The organism is Mesorhizobium ciceri biovar biserrulae (assembly GCF_001618845.1).
Classification (GTDB): Bacteria; Pseudomonadota; Alphaproteobacteria; order Rhizobiales; family Rhizobiaceae; genus Mesorhizobium; species Mesorhizobium ciceri.
In genome coordinates this window covers 169582-186037 of the sequence record NZ_CP015065.1, presented here as the reverse complement: position 1 = coordinate 186037, position 16456 = coordinate 169582, and the positions used below count along the sequence as shown (strand labels likewise).

Genomic DNA, 16456 nt, shown 5'->3' with positions numbered 1-16456 from the left:
CCAGGTTGTCGTTGCTGCGATCAAGTCTTAACGGACGGTAGTTCCGAGACCAGTCGGAGCGACGCGTTGATGCCCTCCAGCTGGTAATGCGGGCGCAGATAGAAGCGGGCATTATAATAGCCCGGCCGCCCCTCCACGCTGTCCACCTGGACCTCGGCGGCGGCAAGCGGGCGCTTGGCGCGTGCCTTGTCGTCGGCAAAGGCCGGGTTGGCCAGCACGTATCGATTGATCCACTCGGTCAACCAGATCTGCATGTCGGCGCGCTCCTTGAACGAGCCGACCTTGTCGCGCGCGATCGCCTTGAGGTAGTGCGCAAAGCGCGAGACCGGGAACAGGTAGGGCAGGTTGGCGCTCAGCCGCTCGTTCGACTGTGCATCGGGGTCGACCAGCCGCCCCGCCCGCGTTTCGTCGTCCTGCAGCGAGTGTGCTCCGATGAAGGCCGCGAGATCGGTATTCTTCCGGTGCAGGATGGGCATCAAGCCAAGCTTGGCCAGTTCCGCCTCGCGCCGGTCGTCGATGGCGACTTCCGTGGGACATTTCATCGCGATCGAGCCATCATCGGTCGGGAAGCTATGCACCGGCAGGTTGAGCACCGTGCCACCATTCTCCACGCCGCGGATCTGCGTGCCCCAGCCGAAAAGCTTGTGGCTGCGGTTGATGTTGACGCCCATCGGGAAGGCGGCGTTCATCCAGACATATTTGTTGTGATCGCCCTCCACCTCTTCCTCGAAGGTGAAACCCTTCACCGGAACGGTATCGGTGCCGTAGGGCAGCCGCGCCAGGACGCGGGGCATGGTCAGGCCGATGTAGCGAGCGTCCTCACTCTCGCGCAACGACTGCCACGAGGCATAGGCGGGGTTGGAGACGATCTGCTGCAGGTCTTGCGGGTTCGGCAGTTCCTGCCAGCTGTCCATGCGAAATAGGCGCGGCGAAGCGGCCGCGATAAACGGCGTATGCGCGGAAGCGCAGATGCCGGAGATGTTGCGCAGCAGGCCGACGTCACGTGGGTGATTGGAGAACTCGTAGGCGCCGATCACGCAGCCGATTGGTTCGCCGCCAAGCATCGAATACTCGTCTGTGTAGACTTTCTTGAAGATCGGGCTCTGGTCCCACATCTGACCTTCATAGTCTTCAAGCGTATCGGCCAGTTGCTCTTTGGAGATGTTCATCACCCGGATCTTCAGCTTCTGATCCGTCTCGGTGTTGTTGACGAGATACCACAGCCCGCGCCATGTGCCTTCCATCTCACGCACTTCCGGCGCGTGCAGGATTTCGTTGACCTGTGTCGTCAGCATCTTGTCAATGCCGGCGATCAGCGACTTGATCGATTTGATGGCATTGGACGAGATGGTCGTGGTGTCGGAACGGGACTGCGCCGCGAGCGCGAGATTGCGCACGAGCTGTTGCAGCTTCTCGCTGTCGTCCTTCTTGACCTTGAAATCTTTTTCGAGGAGTCCGCTGAATTCATCGAGGTTTATGGCTTCGGCCTCCGCGGCGACCGAGGCGGTCTTTTGCTGTTCGGCCATGATCATTCCCCAACCTTGTCGTCGTCGGCCAGCGCCTGGCTGGCAATCTTGCCAAGCAGCGGTTCGTTGTTCAGAAGCTGCGCGATGCGCTTTTCAGCATCGACACGGCCATCCATGAAGCCGAGCAATTCCTCGAGTTGGCGACGCATCTTGAGGATCTCGGCCAGTTGCGGAACTTGCTCGGCAATCTTGTCGGGGGCGAAATCACCCATCTTGGAAAATGTAAGATCGAGAGCCAGTTCCTCGTCACGCTCCTGGCCCTCGGCCTGCGGCAGCGTGTTCTTCACCCGCGCTTTGACGCGGGGGCCGAGCGCCTCCATGAATTTTGGGAAGCGGTTCGCGTCGGTCTCGACAAAGGAGCGGTCCAGCACCGACTTTGACGCTTCCTTGGTTTGCGAAGCACCGGCAAGGTCGGCCATCACGCCCATGACAAACGGCAGTTCGATCGTCGTCGGGCTGCCGTAGGTTTCCACATCGTAGGCGATCTGCACCCGCGGCGCGCGATTTCGTTCGATGACCTTGGCTTTGCTTTCGGCTGGCATGTGTTGTTACCTTTCATCCTTCTGAGCCGTCTTCTTGGCATCGGGAACGCCGGCCAGCAGCCTGAACTCCTTCAGCCCCGAAGGGGCGAGATCTTCCATCAGTTCAACGAAATCCATGTGCACCATCCGACGGACCCGCCGAGCCAGGTGCGGAATTGGGCTCGACGGTTCGGTACGGTCATAGAAGGCGACGACCAGGTCGAGGCATTTCACCACGTCGTCGCGCGAGGAGATCCGGTCGGGGAGTCCCGTGCTCGAGTCCGCATAGCTTGCCATACTTGCCATAGCATCGGCTCCATGACCGTTTCGAGCAGGCGTTGCCAGTTCCGTCGGCACCGCCTGCGTGGCTGCGCCATTCGTCACCGCGCCGGCCGCTGAATTCCGTTCAAGTGTCGTCAGCAAACGCTGCAGGAACCGTTTTAAGTCCGGAACGGGAGTGCCGCTGCCCTCGAGACGAGCGTTGAGCGCAGTCTCGAGCGCATCCAGTGCCGTGATCGTCGCCCGGGCGTCGGCGATGAGCTGGACCATCTTCGCATTGGCCTGATCGATCTGTGCCGCACATGCGGCACGCACCCGATTCAAGAGTTGTCCGTGCGCACTGACCAGCTGCGCTTTTTCCGCCGCATTCAGCCCCGAGGCGGCTTCCTGGAGCATGACGCGATCGTCGAGCGCACCCTTCTCCAGGTCCTTGCCCTGAACCGGGCCGATTGCGCGCGGCGCGAAGAACGTCATTTGCCGCAGATTCGCCAACAACCCGTCCTGACCATTCTGCAGGTCGATCAGCGCGTTGATACGGCGCAGGGCGGCATCGCGCGGCGAAGCGTTGGGCCGCAGAGCCGGATGCATGGTGTCCCAATGCTGATCGAAGGTCTGCGCGATCAGCGTCAGACCTTGCGCCAATCCGGCCAGCCCGTCTTCATTGGCCAGCGCGCGCGTGACGATGACAAGCAGGCGCAAGTCCCTGCCATGCGCGCGCAATTCATCCGCCTTTGCGAGCACAGCGGGCCAGTCGACTGGAATCGTGCTTTGCGAGCCGGCCTTATTGTTGCCGTCGTGGACGACCTTGAGTTGGGCTTCGGTCAGGCGCTCCAACTCATGGAAAGCCGGGTCGTTGCGCAAATCTTCCCCGGACGGGTTCTCACCGTCTAGCGAAGAAAGCCAGAGTGCGAGATCAATCACACCAACCCCCAGCGAAGGCCCTCAAACCTTATGTGACCCTACGTTATCACACCGGTGCACTTTACCACAATTCAACGAGTGCTCCAAAATTAACAGAAGCTGAACACCGCCATGAGTACCGAACTCCGTGGCGCAATTGTCAATCCGTATGAGAAATGCATCGAGCAGGGCGCGCAATTCCGCTGTTGTTTGCAGCCGGTGGTGCAAGACTTCCACAATACGAGGAAGCTGGCTGAACCAGGCATTGAGGCCTCGTCCACAACGCACTTTGTCAAGTGGCGGCATCTGTGGCAGTTTATCGGCTGGCAGATTGCAGGAGCACGTTCGATGGAACAGCGCCGGTCGTCGCAGAGCTTCAAGCGTAAGGAACTGGTCGGCAAGCTTAATCCTGTCGGGGTGCGCGCCTTCAAGGCCGCGGCCGATAGCGCCAAGCTGCGCGGCAATCCTTACGTCGAACTCGTTCACTTCATCGAGCAGCTGGTGCTTTCCGACCGCTCCGACGTGCAAATGATAATCGCCGATGCGGGACTGGATGCCAGCCGGCTCACGGCAGATATGACCCGTGCCGTCGACAAGTTGCCCTATGGCGCAACCTCGATCGAGGAATTCTCCGATCATATCTTCCATGCAATCCAGGAAGCCTGGAACCTCGCGACGCTGGAGTTCGGCGTCGAGGAAGTCCGCAGCGCCCATATTCTGCTTTCCTGCCTGAAAACCCCGGTTCTGGAAGGCCTGCTGTCGAAGATCAGCGGCGAGTTCGACAAGATCGACGCCGACGCGGTTGTCGCGCGGTTCGCCGATGTCGTGGAAGGTTCGCTCGAAGGCGGCGCAGCCATCGCGGTTCCCGCGGCCGAAACGCCGAAGCGGACCATGGGCGGAGATTCGGCCTTGTCGAAATTCGCCACCGATCTGACCCAACGCGCCCGCGAGGGCAAGATCGATCCGGTCGTCGGCCGCGATCCGGAGATCCGGCAGATAGTCGACATCCTGATGCGGCGTCGGCAAAACAACCCGATCCTGACCGGCGAGGCCGGGGTCGGCAAGACGGCGGTCGTTGAGGGCTTTGCCTTGCGTATCGCTCAGGGCGATGTGCCGCCCACGCTGCAAGGCGTCAGCGTGCGCATGCTCGATGTCGGATTGATGCAGGCGGGCGCCAGCGTGAAGGGCGAATTCGAAAAACGGCTGAAGGCTGTGATCGACGAGGTTCAATCGTCCGAAACGCCGGTCATCCTGTTCATCGACGAGGCCCACACCTTGATTGGCGCCGGCGGTGCTGCCGGAACCGGTGATGCCGCCAATCTCTTGAAGCCGGCGCTGGCACGGGGCGAACTTCGCACCATCGCCGCAACGACCTGGGCCGAATATAAGCAGCACATCGAGAAAGACCCGGCGCTGACCCGCCGTTTCCAGGTGGTCAAGATCGACGAGCCGTCTGAGGCGGTGGCCGTTCTGATGTTGCGCGGGGTGGCAGGGGTTCTGGAGCAACACCACAAGGTGCAGATACTCGACGAGGCGATCGAGGCAGCAGTCGGCCTGTCGCATCGCTACATCCCGGCACGGCAACTGCCTGACAAGGCGGTGAGCCTCCTCGACACCGCCTGCGCCCGTGTCGCCATATCGCAGCATGCTACGCCAGCCGAGGTCGAGGACATCATGCGCCGCCGCCAGGCTCTGGAGGTCGAGCGCGGCATCATCGGGCGCGAGGCCGCGATCGGCATCGAGGTGGCTGAACGGCAGGCGCGCGTCGACACCGGGCTTGCCGAAAGCGAGATCACCCTGGCTGCGGCGCAGCAGCGTTGGGATCGTGAAAAGGTGCTCGTCGCCGAGATACTCGAACTGCGCGCCAGGCTGCGCGGCGAGGGTGTGGCGCTCGATGCGGCCACCGTTGGGGCCGATGCCGAACCGGCAGCGGCGAACGCAGAAAAGACCAAGGTAGCGGAGTCGTCAGAGACTGAGCCGCCCAAGGCCGCCCAGACGGACGCGGAGACACAGGCCGCTGCCGATCCTGCCGCCGATCTCGCCCGATTGCGCGCACTGATGGCCGAATTGGCAGCGGCACAAGGCGAGACACCGCTGATTCTGCCCTCGGTTGACCGCAATGCAGTGGCCGCCGTGGTCCAGGACTGGACCGGGATACCGACCGGACGGATGCTGTCCAGCCAGACCGAAAAGGCGCTCAAGCTCGCCGCCACGCTTTCGGAACGGGTCGTCGGCCAGGATCACGCCATGGAGATGATCGCCAAACGCGTGCAGACCAGCCGCGCCGGGCTTGGCGCGCCTGAAAAGCCGGTCGGGGTCTTCCTGCTTTGCGGCCCCTCGGGCGTCGGCAAGACCGAAACGGCATTGGCGCTGGCCGAAACGCTTTACGGTGGCGAGCAGAACCTGATCTCCATCAACATGTCCGAGTTCCAGGAGGCGCACACCGTCTCGACACTGAAGGGCGCACCGCCCGGCTATGTCGGCTACGGCAAGGGCGGCATCCTGACCGAAGCGGTGCGCAGAAAACCCTATTCGGTGATTCTGCTCGACGAGGTCGAGAAGGCGCATCCCGACGTCCACGAAATCTTCTTCCAGGTCTTCGACAAGGGCATGATGGACGACAGCGAGGGCCGCCGGATCGATTTCAAGAACACCCTGATCCTGCTCACCTCGAATGTCGGCTCCGAAGTCATCATGGACCGCACAAGGAATGGCACGCTGCGGACCGGGCTCGACGATCTGGATACCGCCTTGCGCAGCCCATTGCTGAAGGTCTTCCCGGCTGCCTTCCTTGGCCGGGTGGTGACCATTCCTTACTATCCGCTCTCTGATTCGATGATCGAAGCGATCACTGGCCACCAGTTCGCCAAGATCGCTCGCCGGTTGCGGGCAACCAACGATGCGGAACTGGTGATCGGCGACGGTGTCATGGATCTGGTCAAGGCCCGCTGCACCGAGATCGAATCCGGCGGGCGGATGATCGATGCCATCCTGACCAACACGCTGCTGCCGGAACTGAGCCGCGGCGTGCTTAACCGGTCGCTCGAGGGCGAAAAGATGACCAAAGTCACCGTCGGCGCCTCCAAGGAAGGTTTCACTTATTCCTTCGAGTAGGTTCTGATCGTGTAGAACCTCGTCGCCCTCGGCTGCCGGCCCGCTATTCGCGATCCCCCGTGGCGCCGCAATTCGAGAGGTGGCGGTCTTGCCCGTGCGCGAGAACGACGTGCGCAGCCGGTAGCGGATCGTCCACGACAGCACCGGCCCGCCGGTAGCATCGACGATCGTCCATCTATTGAAGGTTACCGACTGTCCCGCGCATTTCCAGCTGCGGGGACGCCTGGGCTTGAAAGAAGCTCACTGGCTTATCCGATGTCGCCCAGACGCAAATTCCGCAGGCAATCCCGAAGGAGATCAACAGGGCGGGCGAGATGGGTAAGCGGTGCAGGGATTGGCTGGGCCTCTTTGTTGCAGACCCGCCCAAAACCTCCTGCAACCGGATCGGTTCGACATAAAATATTTACCGTGTTGGCATGGTTTACGAATGGTTTCGCGGGCCATCCACCTCATGGCCGCTTTGGCTTTGGCCGGACCGGTTAAGGTTGAGCCGGATGATTTGACCGGCTGCGAAACTCCTCGCAAATTCCTCGTTGTCGAAAAGCTGTTGGGTGGTCAGGCCATCCTCGATGATCTGCACCGCCCATTGGCCGTCTATGTGTTCTACCCGAACACCGTCCTTCTGATCGTCGCCCACGCCCGCACTCCCACACAACGATGTGGGAAAAAAACCATGTGATCGGCAATCCAGCAAGTCACAAAACCGTACGAATCCGGCCGCTGGTTAACTTTGTAAAAGCGTCGAAATTTTCGCAAATGCCCGCACCCGCAGGAAACCAATTTTGGAAGGCCCGTAGCTCACACGGCCGCAGCCCGATCATCATCGATCCAGAGAAGCTGTGGACGGCATGTTGCGAGTACTTCGAATGGGTCGACGCGCACCCGCTCTATGAGGCCAAGCCCTTTGCGTATCGGGGCGAGGTGAAGATAGAGAACGTGGCGAAGATGCGCGCCATGACGATTTCACCAGCCAGGTCGAGGAAATCATCCGCACCCAGAAGTTCGAATCGGAACTCACCGGCAAAGACGGCGAACCGTTGCCGCTGGTCCCCGTGGTCAATGTCACAGTCCGCAGTTCTTGACCTGGAGCTGCATCCCAAGCAGGGGATAGCATACAACACCGAAGCGACCGAAACGCTGTATGGTGGCGCGGCCGGCGGCGGCGGCTCCTCATCATGGCGCCGATTGCTCGGTCGGCCGCGCTCCTTCGACACCAGCCCGCCGGCGCCGTCCTGGTCATAGGCTTGCAACAGCCGGTGAACCTGACTGCGGCTGAGATGAAGAAGCTCCGCCGCCTGGACGCTCAGCCGCCGGTCGCGGATCTTCTGGATGGCTTCAAGACGATGCAGCTCTTTTTTGCGACAAGGTGATCAAAGGCATGCCGGCTCCGCAATACGCCCGGTCTCACGCCAGGCAGTGTGAAGTCGTCAGCCTTCCTTTCCAGCTTCGAGTTGGCCAGAGCATGAGCTGTGAAAGTCGGGGACTGTCGCATCTCTAAATTGCTCAAGTGTCGCATCTCTATATAACTGCTACATCCAGAAGTCGCATAACATACATTATGGAACATGAAATTATGATTTGAAATCAATGTGTTGGCAAAATTTATCGGCTGTTAGCCACCCGCTCCATCATGCTTTCGCCGCACAAGAAAAGCAAAATGCGTTTCATCGTTGGGCCACCTGGGCCCCTTTTGTTGCGAATAGCTGCTTTGTGCCGCGAGGACCTTGGGAAGCTATTTCCTTTCGAAAAAACAGATTTTTCCTTTCGGGTAGAGGTTGGGATATGATTGCGCGACAGGAGTGCGATCTATGCAGAGTTTCACTGTCGAGCTGATACGCGACGGCAAAGCTGTGGAACGTGCCGAGGTTCAGGCCGAAAATGTTGTTGAAGCTGCGAAGACGTGGGGACCAGTAACCATCCCGTACGCCGAAGAGCCTGACATCGGCGAATGGATCAGGGTAACGCACCCTTGCGGCAGCACGACAAGTTGGTTCGAGCCGGATCGTTAAGCGCGGCCAATTTAGAGCTCACTGGCCAGGATGCGTCAGGGCTGTGGGTAAGAGCCGTGACGAACGTCACGGCGTCGGGATCATAGCAGAAGATGGACGGATGACCCGGTGCGAACCAGCGATGACAGCATGTAGTAGGCTAATCCATCTTCCTGATGTCGATCTCGCCCCTCCCCTCTCCCAGGCTGTCCGTCTCGCTTTCCCTACCCTTCTTCCGCCCGAGCAGGACGACCCTGCTGTTCGGCGCAGCAGGACTGGCCGGCACAGGCCCAACGGTACTACGCGCAGCGCCCAAGCGCAGCCTTTCGAAACTTGGTGGCACAGACCAGAAGCTTTTACGCAGATTGGAAGTCCAAATTTAAACAGTTCATCCTACGTTGGCCGATGGGCTTTTTGTCAAGGAAACGCAATTGAGCCGGTCGGGCAGAACGGATTTTGACTTTGATGGTGCAAGAAAGGCGGTTTTTTCGACCGCCAACTTGCCGGCGGCAATTGCGTTGGCCGTGCTTGTGATCTGCGCGGTCCTTGCGGACTTGCAGAACACGAAAGTGTCCGATCAACTCGCGCGCGCCGAAGTCCAGGCCAAGGTCAACATCATAAGGGCCAAGCTCGAAGGCAATGTAAACGGTAATCTCCAGCTTGTTCAGGGCCTCGTCTCGGCCATAGTTACAGAGCCGTACATGGGACAGCAGAGATTTGCGTCCCTGGCAAGCAACCTGTTCCGACAGAGATCGCAACTGCGCAACATCGCCGGTGCGCCCGATCTCGTCATCTCGCTGATGTACCCGATGGAAGGCAACCAGAAGGCGATCGGGCTCGATTACCGCAAGAGCGAGGCGCAACGGACGGCGGCGCTTCGCGCGCGAGACCTCGGCGTTCTTGTGTTGGCAGGCCCCGTCGACCTGGCCCAGGGAGGGCGAGGCTTTGTCGGGCGCATTCCCGTCTTTGTGCCGACGGCGGGCGGCGGCAGCCGATTCTGGGGCATCCTCTCCGCTGTCATCGATGTCGATCAGCTTTACGCGGCGAGCGGCTTGAATGACCCCGGGATTGATATTGATGTCGCCCTGACGGGGACCGACGCGCTTGGCGGTGGCGGCAAAAAATTCTTCGGGGGAGACAATGTCCTCGCCGGCAAGCCGGTGTCGGCCGATGTGCAACTGCCTTCGGGCTCCTGGCTGATTTCGGCTATACCGAAGGGAGGCTGGCCGGCCATTCCGAACAATGCGTGGATGTTGCGGGGGCTCATAGCCTTTGCCGGCGCGCTGGTGGTGCTGCCGATCCTGGTGGCCGGGCGACTGTTCGGCGAACGACAGAAAAACTATGCCGAGCTCAGACGTCTGTCTGGCCGCCTTGAGTTGGCCCTGGAAGCTTCTGGAATTGGCGTGTGGGAGCACGACCTGGCCACAAAAGAACTGCTATGGGACGACCGCGTCCACCAGATCTACGGCAAGCCAGCCGATGGCAAACCGCGCGGTTATGAAGACTGGGCGATGGCTATTCATCCCGAAGATTTCGACAGGGCGCGCCAGGAGTTCGACGCGGCCGCCGAGAGGGAGGGACCGTATTCTTCGCAATACCGAGTCCTGCTAGCGGACGGTACCACGCGCCACGTGCGCACGCGCGCAGCCTTCTTCCAGGACATCGGCGGCACGCCGAAGATGATCGGCGCCGAGTGGGACGTCACCAGCGACGTGCTGCTCAATGAGACGCTCATTCGAGAGCGCCAGCTGTCGGAATCGAAAAATGCCGAACTCAAGGTCGCAAAGGCGCATGTAGAGCATGTTGCGCTGCACGACCCGCTGACCGGCCTGCCCAACCGCCGCTATCTCGATGAGTTGCTTGCCGAAAAAAGCGTAACGGGGACCCGCACAGCGCTGCTGCATCTGGACCTCGACCGCTTCAAGCAGATCAACGATACACTCGGCCACGCAGCCGGTGACGCCATGCTGGTGCACGCCTCCAAGGTCATCAAGGTCAACACGGGTCCCGGTGATTTTGTTGCACGCATCGGCGGTGATGAGTTCGTCGTGGTGAGCCATGGACGTGATGACAAGCAACTTTCCGCGCTCGGCGACCGCATCATCACGCAGATGCGCCGACCGGTCGATTTTCAGGGCAACCCGTGCCGGTTCGGGGTGAGCATCGGAATTGCCGCCGGAACCGACGCCAAGCAACTGCTCGTCAACGCCGACCTCGCTCTTTACCGGGCGAAAGGAAGCGGTCGCAACCGACACGAATTCTTTGACGAAGAGCTGCAAAGCGAGATCGTGCGGACCAAGCAAATTGCCGACGAAATCCTGGGCGGGTTGGAGCGCGCCGAATTCACAACATACTATCAGCCGCAGTTCGACGCCAGGACACTTGAGATCGTCGGGGTCGAGGCGTTGTCGCGTTGGAAGCATCCCGAACGCGGCATCCTGGCCCCACAAAGCTATCTCAAAGTGGCCGAAGAACTCAACGTCGTGGCAATCATCGATCGCGCTGTCCTGGAACAGGCGCTTGAGAGTTTCGACCAATGGTCGAACAGCGGTCTCAAGATCCCGCACGTCTCGGTCAATGTCTCCGCCAAGCGGTTGGAGGACAAGGATCTGATCGATGGCTTGCGCAAGCTTGCCATCAGGAAGGGCACGGTGTCGTTTGAGCTGGTTGAGTCCATCTTCCTCGATGAGAATGACGACCTGGTCACCTGGAACCTGGAGCACATTAAGGAACTCGGCATCGACATCGAAATCGATGACTTCGGCACCGGCCATGCCTCGATCGTGTCCCTGCTCAAGCTGCAGCCGCGCCGGCTCAAGATCGACCGCCAACTGATCACGCCCGTCACCCAGTCGATCCCGCAGCGTCAGCTGGTCTCGTCGATCATTGAGATCGGCAAATCGCTCGGCATCGAAGTCATTGCCGAGGGTGTCGAGACGAATGATCACGCGCGCATCCTGAAGGAGCTTGGTTGCGATATTCTGCAGGGCTATGTTTTTGGCCGCCCAATGGACGCCAAGGCCTTCACGGCGTTTGCCCAATCGCGCAAATGGTTGGCCGTGGGGTAAGGTCATGCCTCGCGCGGTAAGGCAGGCAGGCCGAGCGGTTCAACCGGCGCCCAGTCGCGAATTGGCTCGAGCACACTGCACTTGCATCGGCAAACCCACCGCCACCCTTGTCCCCAAAGTGCCCGACCGGCTCTGCGTGCCGGTGAAGTGACCGAACGCAAATTTCTCGTCAGGTCTCTCAGATCTCATGATCCGACGGTCCGGTGGCGCGGCATGGGCTGTTAGCTCCAGACAGCTGAAGATAGCCAAAAGCGTCCGGCGTTATGGGCGAAGGAGCGCGGCACCAAATTGCGTCCACAATCGATCGCAGTCATTTGCCCTGAGGCTTGGCGTTCCCGGTTCGCCGTAGAAGACCATCGCCGAACGGACATCGTAACCGAGCACCGAGGCATTGGCCACGAACTGAATTGCCATTCCCAAATTCATCGCGTTGATCCTTACCTCGGCTTTAGTGCTGAGATCGACCACGCCGAAAATTTCCGCACCCCCACTTCTGCCGGCCATAACCGTCGTCGAGAGCGCGTTCCCCAAAGCGAGTAGCATTCGTGTTCAGTCCCCGCAAAGGCCGCTCTCGAACGCGCGCGCGGCGAATTTGTTCCTTGGCAGTTCAACGCCGGGTTATCGAACTGGCCTTTTCAAACGTGCAGCTTGCCTGATGCCGCGCCTTTAACGGTCCAGCAGTTTTCTTAGCGTAAAGCAGCCTCATGACGCTGCTCCGGCATTTCGGCGAACCAACACGTCGCCTTTTTTTCAAGCGAACTGCTTTGCCCATCATTGTCGTGACGCTGCTTGTTGCGACCCTCACCACAGGCCTTTTGCTGTGGTCGGCGACCCAGTCCGATGGTGTTGCCGTGTCACGGCAGAAAAGCTTGGTCGCCTTGATCATATCCAAGCTGGAGAGCGGAATAGCCCACGATCAGGAGAGCGTCACCGTCTGGGACGACGCGGTCAGCGCCCTGCGGAGCCAGGATGCCAAATGGGTCGACACCAATCTCGGCACCTGGATGCACACGTATTTCGGCCACGATGAGGTCTACATTCTCGATCCGAAGGACGCGCCCGTGTACGCATTCGCCGATGGATCGGCGGTGGATCCGGCGAGCTACCAATCCATACGCCCGACCACTGCGCCTCTCGTGGAGAAACTCAGGGCGGGGCTGAAACAGGGGGACACCGACGGCGTCACCGAGCAGGTGCTCACGATAGGTGCTTCCGACATGGTCGTCATCTCCGGCCATCCTGCCATTGTCAGCATCAAGCCAGTCGTTTCCGACAGCGGCCACATTGCACAAGTACCAGGTCAGGAATTCCTACACGTTGCCGTTCGCTATCTGGACGGCAGTCTGCTTGCCTCCTTGCGCCAAGACTATCTCCTCGACGACGCACACTTCTCCTGGTCAAACATGCTTAGCTCTGAAGAGGCGTCCTATCCCCTTGTCGGTCGCTCTGGTTCGACTGTCGGCTTCTTTGTGTGGCAGCCATATCGGCCCGGGGCGTTTGTCCTTTTTCAACTGGTGCCAACACTCGTGGTGGTGTTCGGACTGGTACTTGGCGGAATTATTGTAGCTCTGGCCGCTTTGCGCCGGCGGACTTTGAGGCTGATTGAGACCGAGAATCACATCTATCACCTGGCCCACTACGACCTGCTTACAGGGCTGCACAGTCGCGGCCATTTCAACAGTCGTTTGGCTGATGCGCTGACACTGCTGCCCGCGACGGGCGAGCAGCTCGCGATCCTCTATCTTGACCTCGACCGGTTCAAGCAGGTCAATGACAGCTTTGGCCACCCTGCCGGCGACGAGTTGCTCAGGGAGTTCGCAGACCGGCTGAGGCGGCTGACCGTGGAGGTTGACACGGTGGCGCGCCTGGGCGGTGACGAATTCATTATCATCCAGCGCGCGGTCGCAGGCGAGAATGAGGTCAAAACATTGTGCGAGCACTTGATCGAGTCCGCGCGCCGGCCGTTCGAGGTCGCCGGAGTTCAGGTTTTTGTCGGGGTGAGCGTCGGCGTAGCTCTTGCTCCCAGGGACGGGGTGGACCAGGTCGAGTTGGTGCGGAAAGCCGACCTCGCCCTGTATCACGCCAAAGCCGGCGGTCGCAGCGGCTATGCTCTGTTTGAACCCGAGATGGACCAGACGCTGGCAAAGCGTAAGGGTCTCGAACAGGACCTGCGCAAGGCGCTGCAAACGCCCGGCCACATCCGGGTGCATTATCAGCCGCTTTACACCGCCGACACCAACAGGATGACGGGCGTCGAAGCCCTCGCGCGCTGGTCGGACGCAGAGCGCGGTTGGGTCGCCCCTGACTTGTTCGTACCATTGGCAGAGGAAACGGGGCTCATCGAATTTCTAGGCGAGCTGGTTCTGCGCCAGGCCTGCCTTGACGCGGTGCATTGGCCGATCGAGACCCTGGCAGTGAACGTATCGGGGTTGCAGCTGAACAATCCGAGCTTTGCCATGAAAGTGACGAGCATCTTGTTGGAAACGCAAATAGATCCACGGCGGCTCGAGCTGGAGGTTACGGAAAGCACGCTCTCCCAGCGCCCCACCGAATGCCAGCAGAACATGGCAGCGTTGCGCAGTGTCGGGGTGCGCTTTGCGCTTGACGATTTCGGTACGGGATTTTCCTCATTGGGCCGACTGCAGAGCCTGGAAGTGGACAGGATCAAGATCGACCGAAGCTTCGTGCAGGGCTTTGGCGGCTCGAACGGTGACGAGGCCATCGTTCAGGCGATTATCGACCTGGCTCGCGCGACTGGCCTCAGCACCACAGCGGAAGGGGTCGAGACCGAGAGCCAGTGCAATTATCTGCGCAAGCTCGGCTGCGACCAGCTACAAGGCTTTTTGCTTTCAAGACCGGTGCCAAAAGAGGACCTTCAGGAACTCCTCGACGGCGGATCAAGGCGGGCGACCGCATGAAAATGCGTCTATGTGATTCCCGACGGTCGACGATGCCGCACGCGGATGCAAGCAGCGAATCTTGGCGGCCTGGGACAAGGTGCGTCGACACTCCCCTGGCCAGTGACGCCTGACGATCTGTGTCACCCGCTTCGGGCCAGAGCGATTGATGCGGCTGCGCATGACGCTGGGCTCAACTCTCAACCTCAGCGCACATCGGGCTCTAGATCGAAAATGGTAGGTCGAGATCAACTCGCGCGACGGCGTAAGCGTCAAGCGAGATGAATTGGTCATCCAGCGGTCTTGCGGTACTTTCCATGAAGTTGGGATCGGTTGCCGCCCGTTCGAACTGCTCGGCGCCAAGAAGAGCTATACGGGCACTGCTCGGCGCATCCGGAAGTTTCACAGATTGCGCCTTGGAGGTGAGGTTGGCGACCCACAGTGTCACGCGCCAATCTTTTTCAGCTGCGATCGTCGCAATGGCGTCAGCGCCGGAAGTTCCTACGGACAGCAGGGTGGCTCCGCCGAGCCTTGAGAGACCCGCCATGACATGGAAAGCGGGATAGACCGTTCGGCCGTCCTGCTGGTCATACCATGGCTGGACGAAATCAGCCTTCCTGTGGATATGGCCAAAGGGGCCGGTGAAGTCCCCTACCGCGACGGCCTCGACCCCTTCGCGAGCGCAGGCCGCGAAATAGCCGAGCGTCCATGCCGCATTGAACAGCCCGCGCTGCCGCGGATCGATGCGGCTCAGACATATGCGGGCGTTCGCTTTGTTCGGCGCGGTGCCCTTTCCGTAGGGGTTCTCGCGGCAGCCGAGCTGACTGGGACCTATGCGCAGCGGCACGCGGTCGCCCGTGAAAGCATGTGCCGAGCGTATCTGATGAGGGATAGCCTGAAGCGTTTCCATCACCGAAATATCATCCGCCGCGTGCACGCTTGGACAGGTGGTGAAGGTCACGTAGTCGAGCGCTTCGGCTGGCGGACGCTTGCGATTGAGTTCGGTGAAGTAAGCGGCCATGCCTCCGCCCAGCCCGATCCCCGGGAAAGCCCGGCGAGCGGCGGAGTAGCATTCGTGGAAGCTGGGCATGACCGGCCGCGGTGCTCCCGGCTGAACGGATTTCATGTCCTGCGCCGGAAAGACGGAGACAGCTTCCAGTTTGAGGCCGATTGTATGGACCGCATCAGCGACGGGCGCCAATTCGCCGAATGGGTCGAGCGTGCCCTTGGTGATGATCTCGAGGACCACGCCTGCGCCGGTCAGCCGTGCAAGCGCGGCGTAGCTTTCGAGTTCATCTTGGCCGTGTCCGAATCGGAGATCGACTTGGCAGACCATCCACTGCGGAGCCATTCGTCGTAGAAGCTCGGGGGATTCAAGCGCGTGCCTTGCCTCGTCGCCAGCAACGCCGACGCCAACGCGAGGCACTTGGCCGACGGGTCTGCCGATCGTCAGGTTGATGAGTGGATTGCGGTTTTCAGACGCCCCGGCACGAAGCGTTCCTGACACGTGAAGCCGGACGACCTGGGTGAATTTCTGGCCCTTGGGCAGTCGGTAAGGCCACGGGCGACGCAGAGGGCGGACATAGGTTTTATAGGAAGCGTCAGACCAATTGCGTTGATCCTCCATCTCGAAGGCATCACCGTCCATGGTGCATGTGGCCCAGATCCCAGGCGCGATCTCATGCGACAACGCCCGGATATCGGTGAACGGACATTTAGGGTCGATGTGGTCCGGAAAGAGCGATAGCTCATCATGACCATCCTCATGCAGCACCTTTACCGGCTTGCCCGCCAAGGCTTCGATTGGATGAAGGACGATGAAGCCGGTCCGATTCGTCAAAAGGTCAGTCTCGGGCTCTGCCTCGGCCGCAAAAGCCAGCGCACCATCACTACTGCCCGAGATCCGTACCTGATAAACCAGGCGACCGGATGTTGCGGAACATGTTGCACGGTATGCGACGCTGAACACATCCAGCCCTTCATCGATGTGGAGATCATCGAGAACGGCTGTAGCGGTTCCCCAATTTTCGTCCCGCACAAGGAACGAGATTCCGCGCAGGATCTCAATTCCGTCAAGGCGGATGTAGCGTAACGCCCCATTGTCGAAGTCGACCGACAACGGTCCCGCGCGAAGTGTGCGCAAGGGTGGCTCGACCTGTTCGG

The 16456-nt window shown here is 60.4% G+C and carries 11 protein-coding genes and 1 pseudogene; 6 read left to right on the top strand and 6 right to left on the bottom strand.

The window, feature by feature from the left end:
• Positions 1–20: 20 nt before the first annotated feature.
• The 3 genes from tssC to tssA are packed head-to-tail and all read right to left on the bottom strand — an operon-like array spanning position 21 to position 3247.
• Positions 21–1526 carry a type VI secretion system contractile sheath large subunit gene (gene tssC, locus A4R29_RS30735; protein WP_024504477.1) on the bottom strand — a complete coding sequence of 502 codons (1506 nt, stop codon included), beginning with the start codon at positions 1524–1526 and terminating at the stop codon, positions 21–23.
• 2 nt (positions 1527–1528) lie between these two features.
• Complete coding sequence (tssB, locus tag A4R29_RS30730) at positions 1529–2068, bottom strand: type VI secretion system contractile sheath small subunit (RefSeq protein WP_013525309.1); 540 nt, start codon at positions 2066–2068, stop codon at positions 1529–1531.
• Between the two features lie 6 nt (positions 2069–2074).
• The gene (tssA, locus tag A4R29_RS30725; RefSeq protein ID WP_063173910.1) at positions 2075–3247 is read right to left on the bottom strand and encodes a type VI secretion system protein TssA; all 1173 of its coding nucleotides are present in this window, start codon (positions 3245–3247) and stop codon (positions 2075–2077) included.
• 327 nt (positions 3248–3574) lie between these two features.
• On the opposite strand from tssA, the gene tssH reads away from it, so the two are divergent.
• From tssH to A4R29_RS33605, 3 genes are all read left to right on the top strand, one after another.
• The gene (gene tssH, locus A4R29_RS30720; RefSeq protein WP_063174083.1) at positions 3575–6340 is read left to right on the top strand and encodes a type VI secretion system ATPase TssH; all 2766 of its coding nucleotides are present in this window, start codon (positions 3575–3577) and stop codon (positions 6338–6340) included.
• A gap of 427 nt (positions 6341–6767) precedes the next feature.
• On the top strand, positions 6768–7019 hold the full coding sequence (locus A4R29_RS34720; RefSeq protein ID WP_167355204.1) for a hypothetical protein: 252 nt from the start codon (positions 6768–6770) through the stop codon (positions 7017–7019).
• 77 nt (positions 7020–7096) lie between these two features.
• Entirely contained in the window at positions 7097–7582 is a 486-nt protein-coding gene (locus A4R29_RS33605) for a terminase small subunit (protein ID WP_082827647.1), read from the top strand.
• Here A4R29_RS33605 and A4R29_RS33600 read toward each other — a convergent pair.
• Positions 7507–7689, bottom strand: a pseudogene (locus tag A4R29_RS33600) (helix-turn-helix domain-containing protein); the annotation flags it as partial. The gene A4R29_RS33605 and the pseudogene A4R29_RS33600 sit on opposite strands and share 76 nt — an antisense overlap.
• Positions 7690–8148: 459 nt before the next feature.
• Between A4R29_RS33600 and A4R29_RS30700 the strand changes: the two are divergent.
• Both A4R29_RS30700 and A4R29_RS30695 read left to right on the top strand, forming a co-directional pair.
• Positions 8149–8349 (top strand): hypothetical protein, encoded by a 201-nt coding sequence (locus A4R29_RS30700; protein ID WP_013525315.1) that lies wholly within the window; start codon positions 8149–8151, stop codon positions 8347–8349.
• Between the two features lie 410 nt (positions 8350–8759).
• Positions 8760–11396 carry a bifunctional diguanylate cyclase/phosphodiesterase gene (locus tag A4R29_RS30695; protein WP_082827646.1) on the top strand — a complete coding sequence of 879 codons (2637 nt, stop codon included), beginning with the start codon at positions 8760–8762 and terminating at the stop codon, positions 11394–11396.
• Positions 11397–11657: 261 nt separating this feature from the next.
• On the opposite strand, the gene A4R29_RS30690 is transcribed toward A4R29_RS30695, so the two are convergent.
• A complete protein-coding gene (locus A4R29_RS30690) occupies positions 11658–11939 on the bottom strand; it encodes a hypothetical protein (protein WP_063173908.1) in 282 nt (93 codons plus the stop codon).
• 161 nt (positions 11940–12100) lie between these two features.
• Between A4R29_RS30690 and A4R29_RS30685 the strand changes: the two genes are divergently transcribed.
• The gene (locus A4R29_RS30685) at positions 12101–14314 is read left to right on the top strand and encodes a putative bifunctional diguanylate cyclase/phosphodiesterase (protein WP_063173907.1); all 2214 of its coding nucleotides are present in this window, start codon (positions 12101–12103) and stop codon (positions 14312–14314) included.
• A 202-nt stretch (positions 14315–14516) separates the two neighbouring features.
• On the opposite strand, the gene A4R29_RS30680 is transcribed toward A4R29_RS30685, so the two are convergent.
• On the bottom strand, positions 14517–16412 hold the full coding sequence (locus A4R29_RS30680) for a D-apionate lactonase family protein (RefSeq protein ID WP_063173906.1): 1896 nt from the start codon (positions 16410–16412) through the stop codon (positions 14517–14519).
• Positions 16413–16456: the final 44 nt, after the last annotated feature.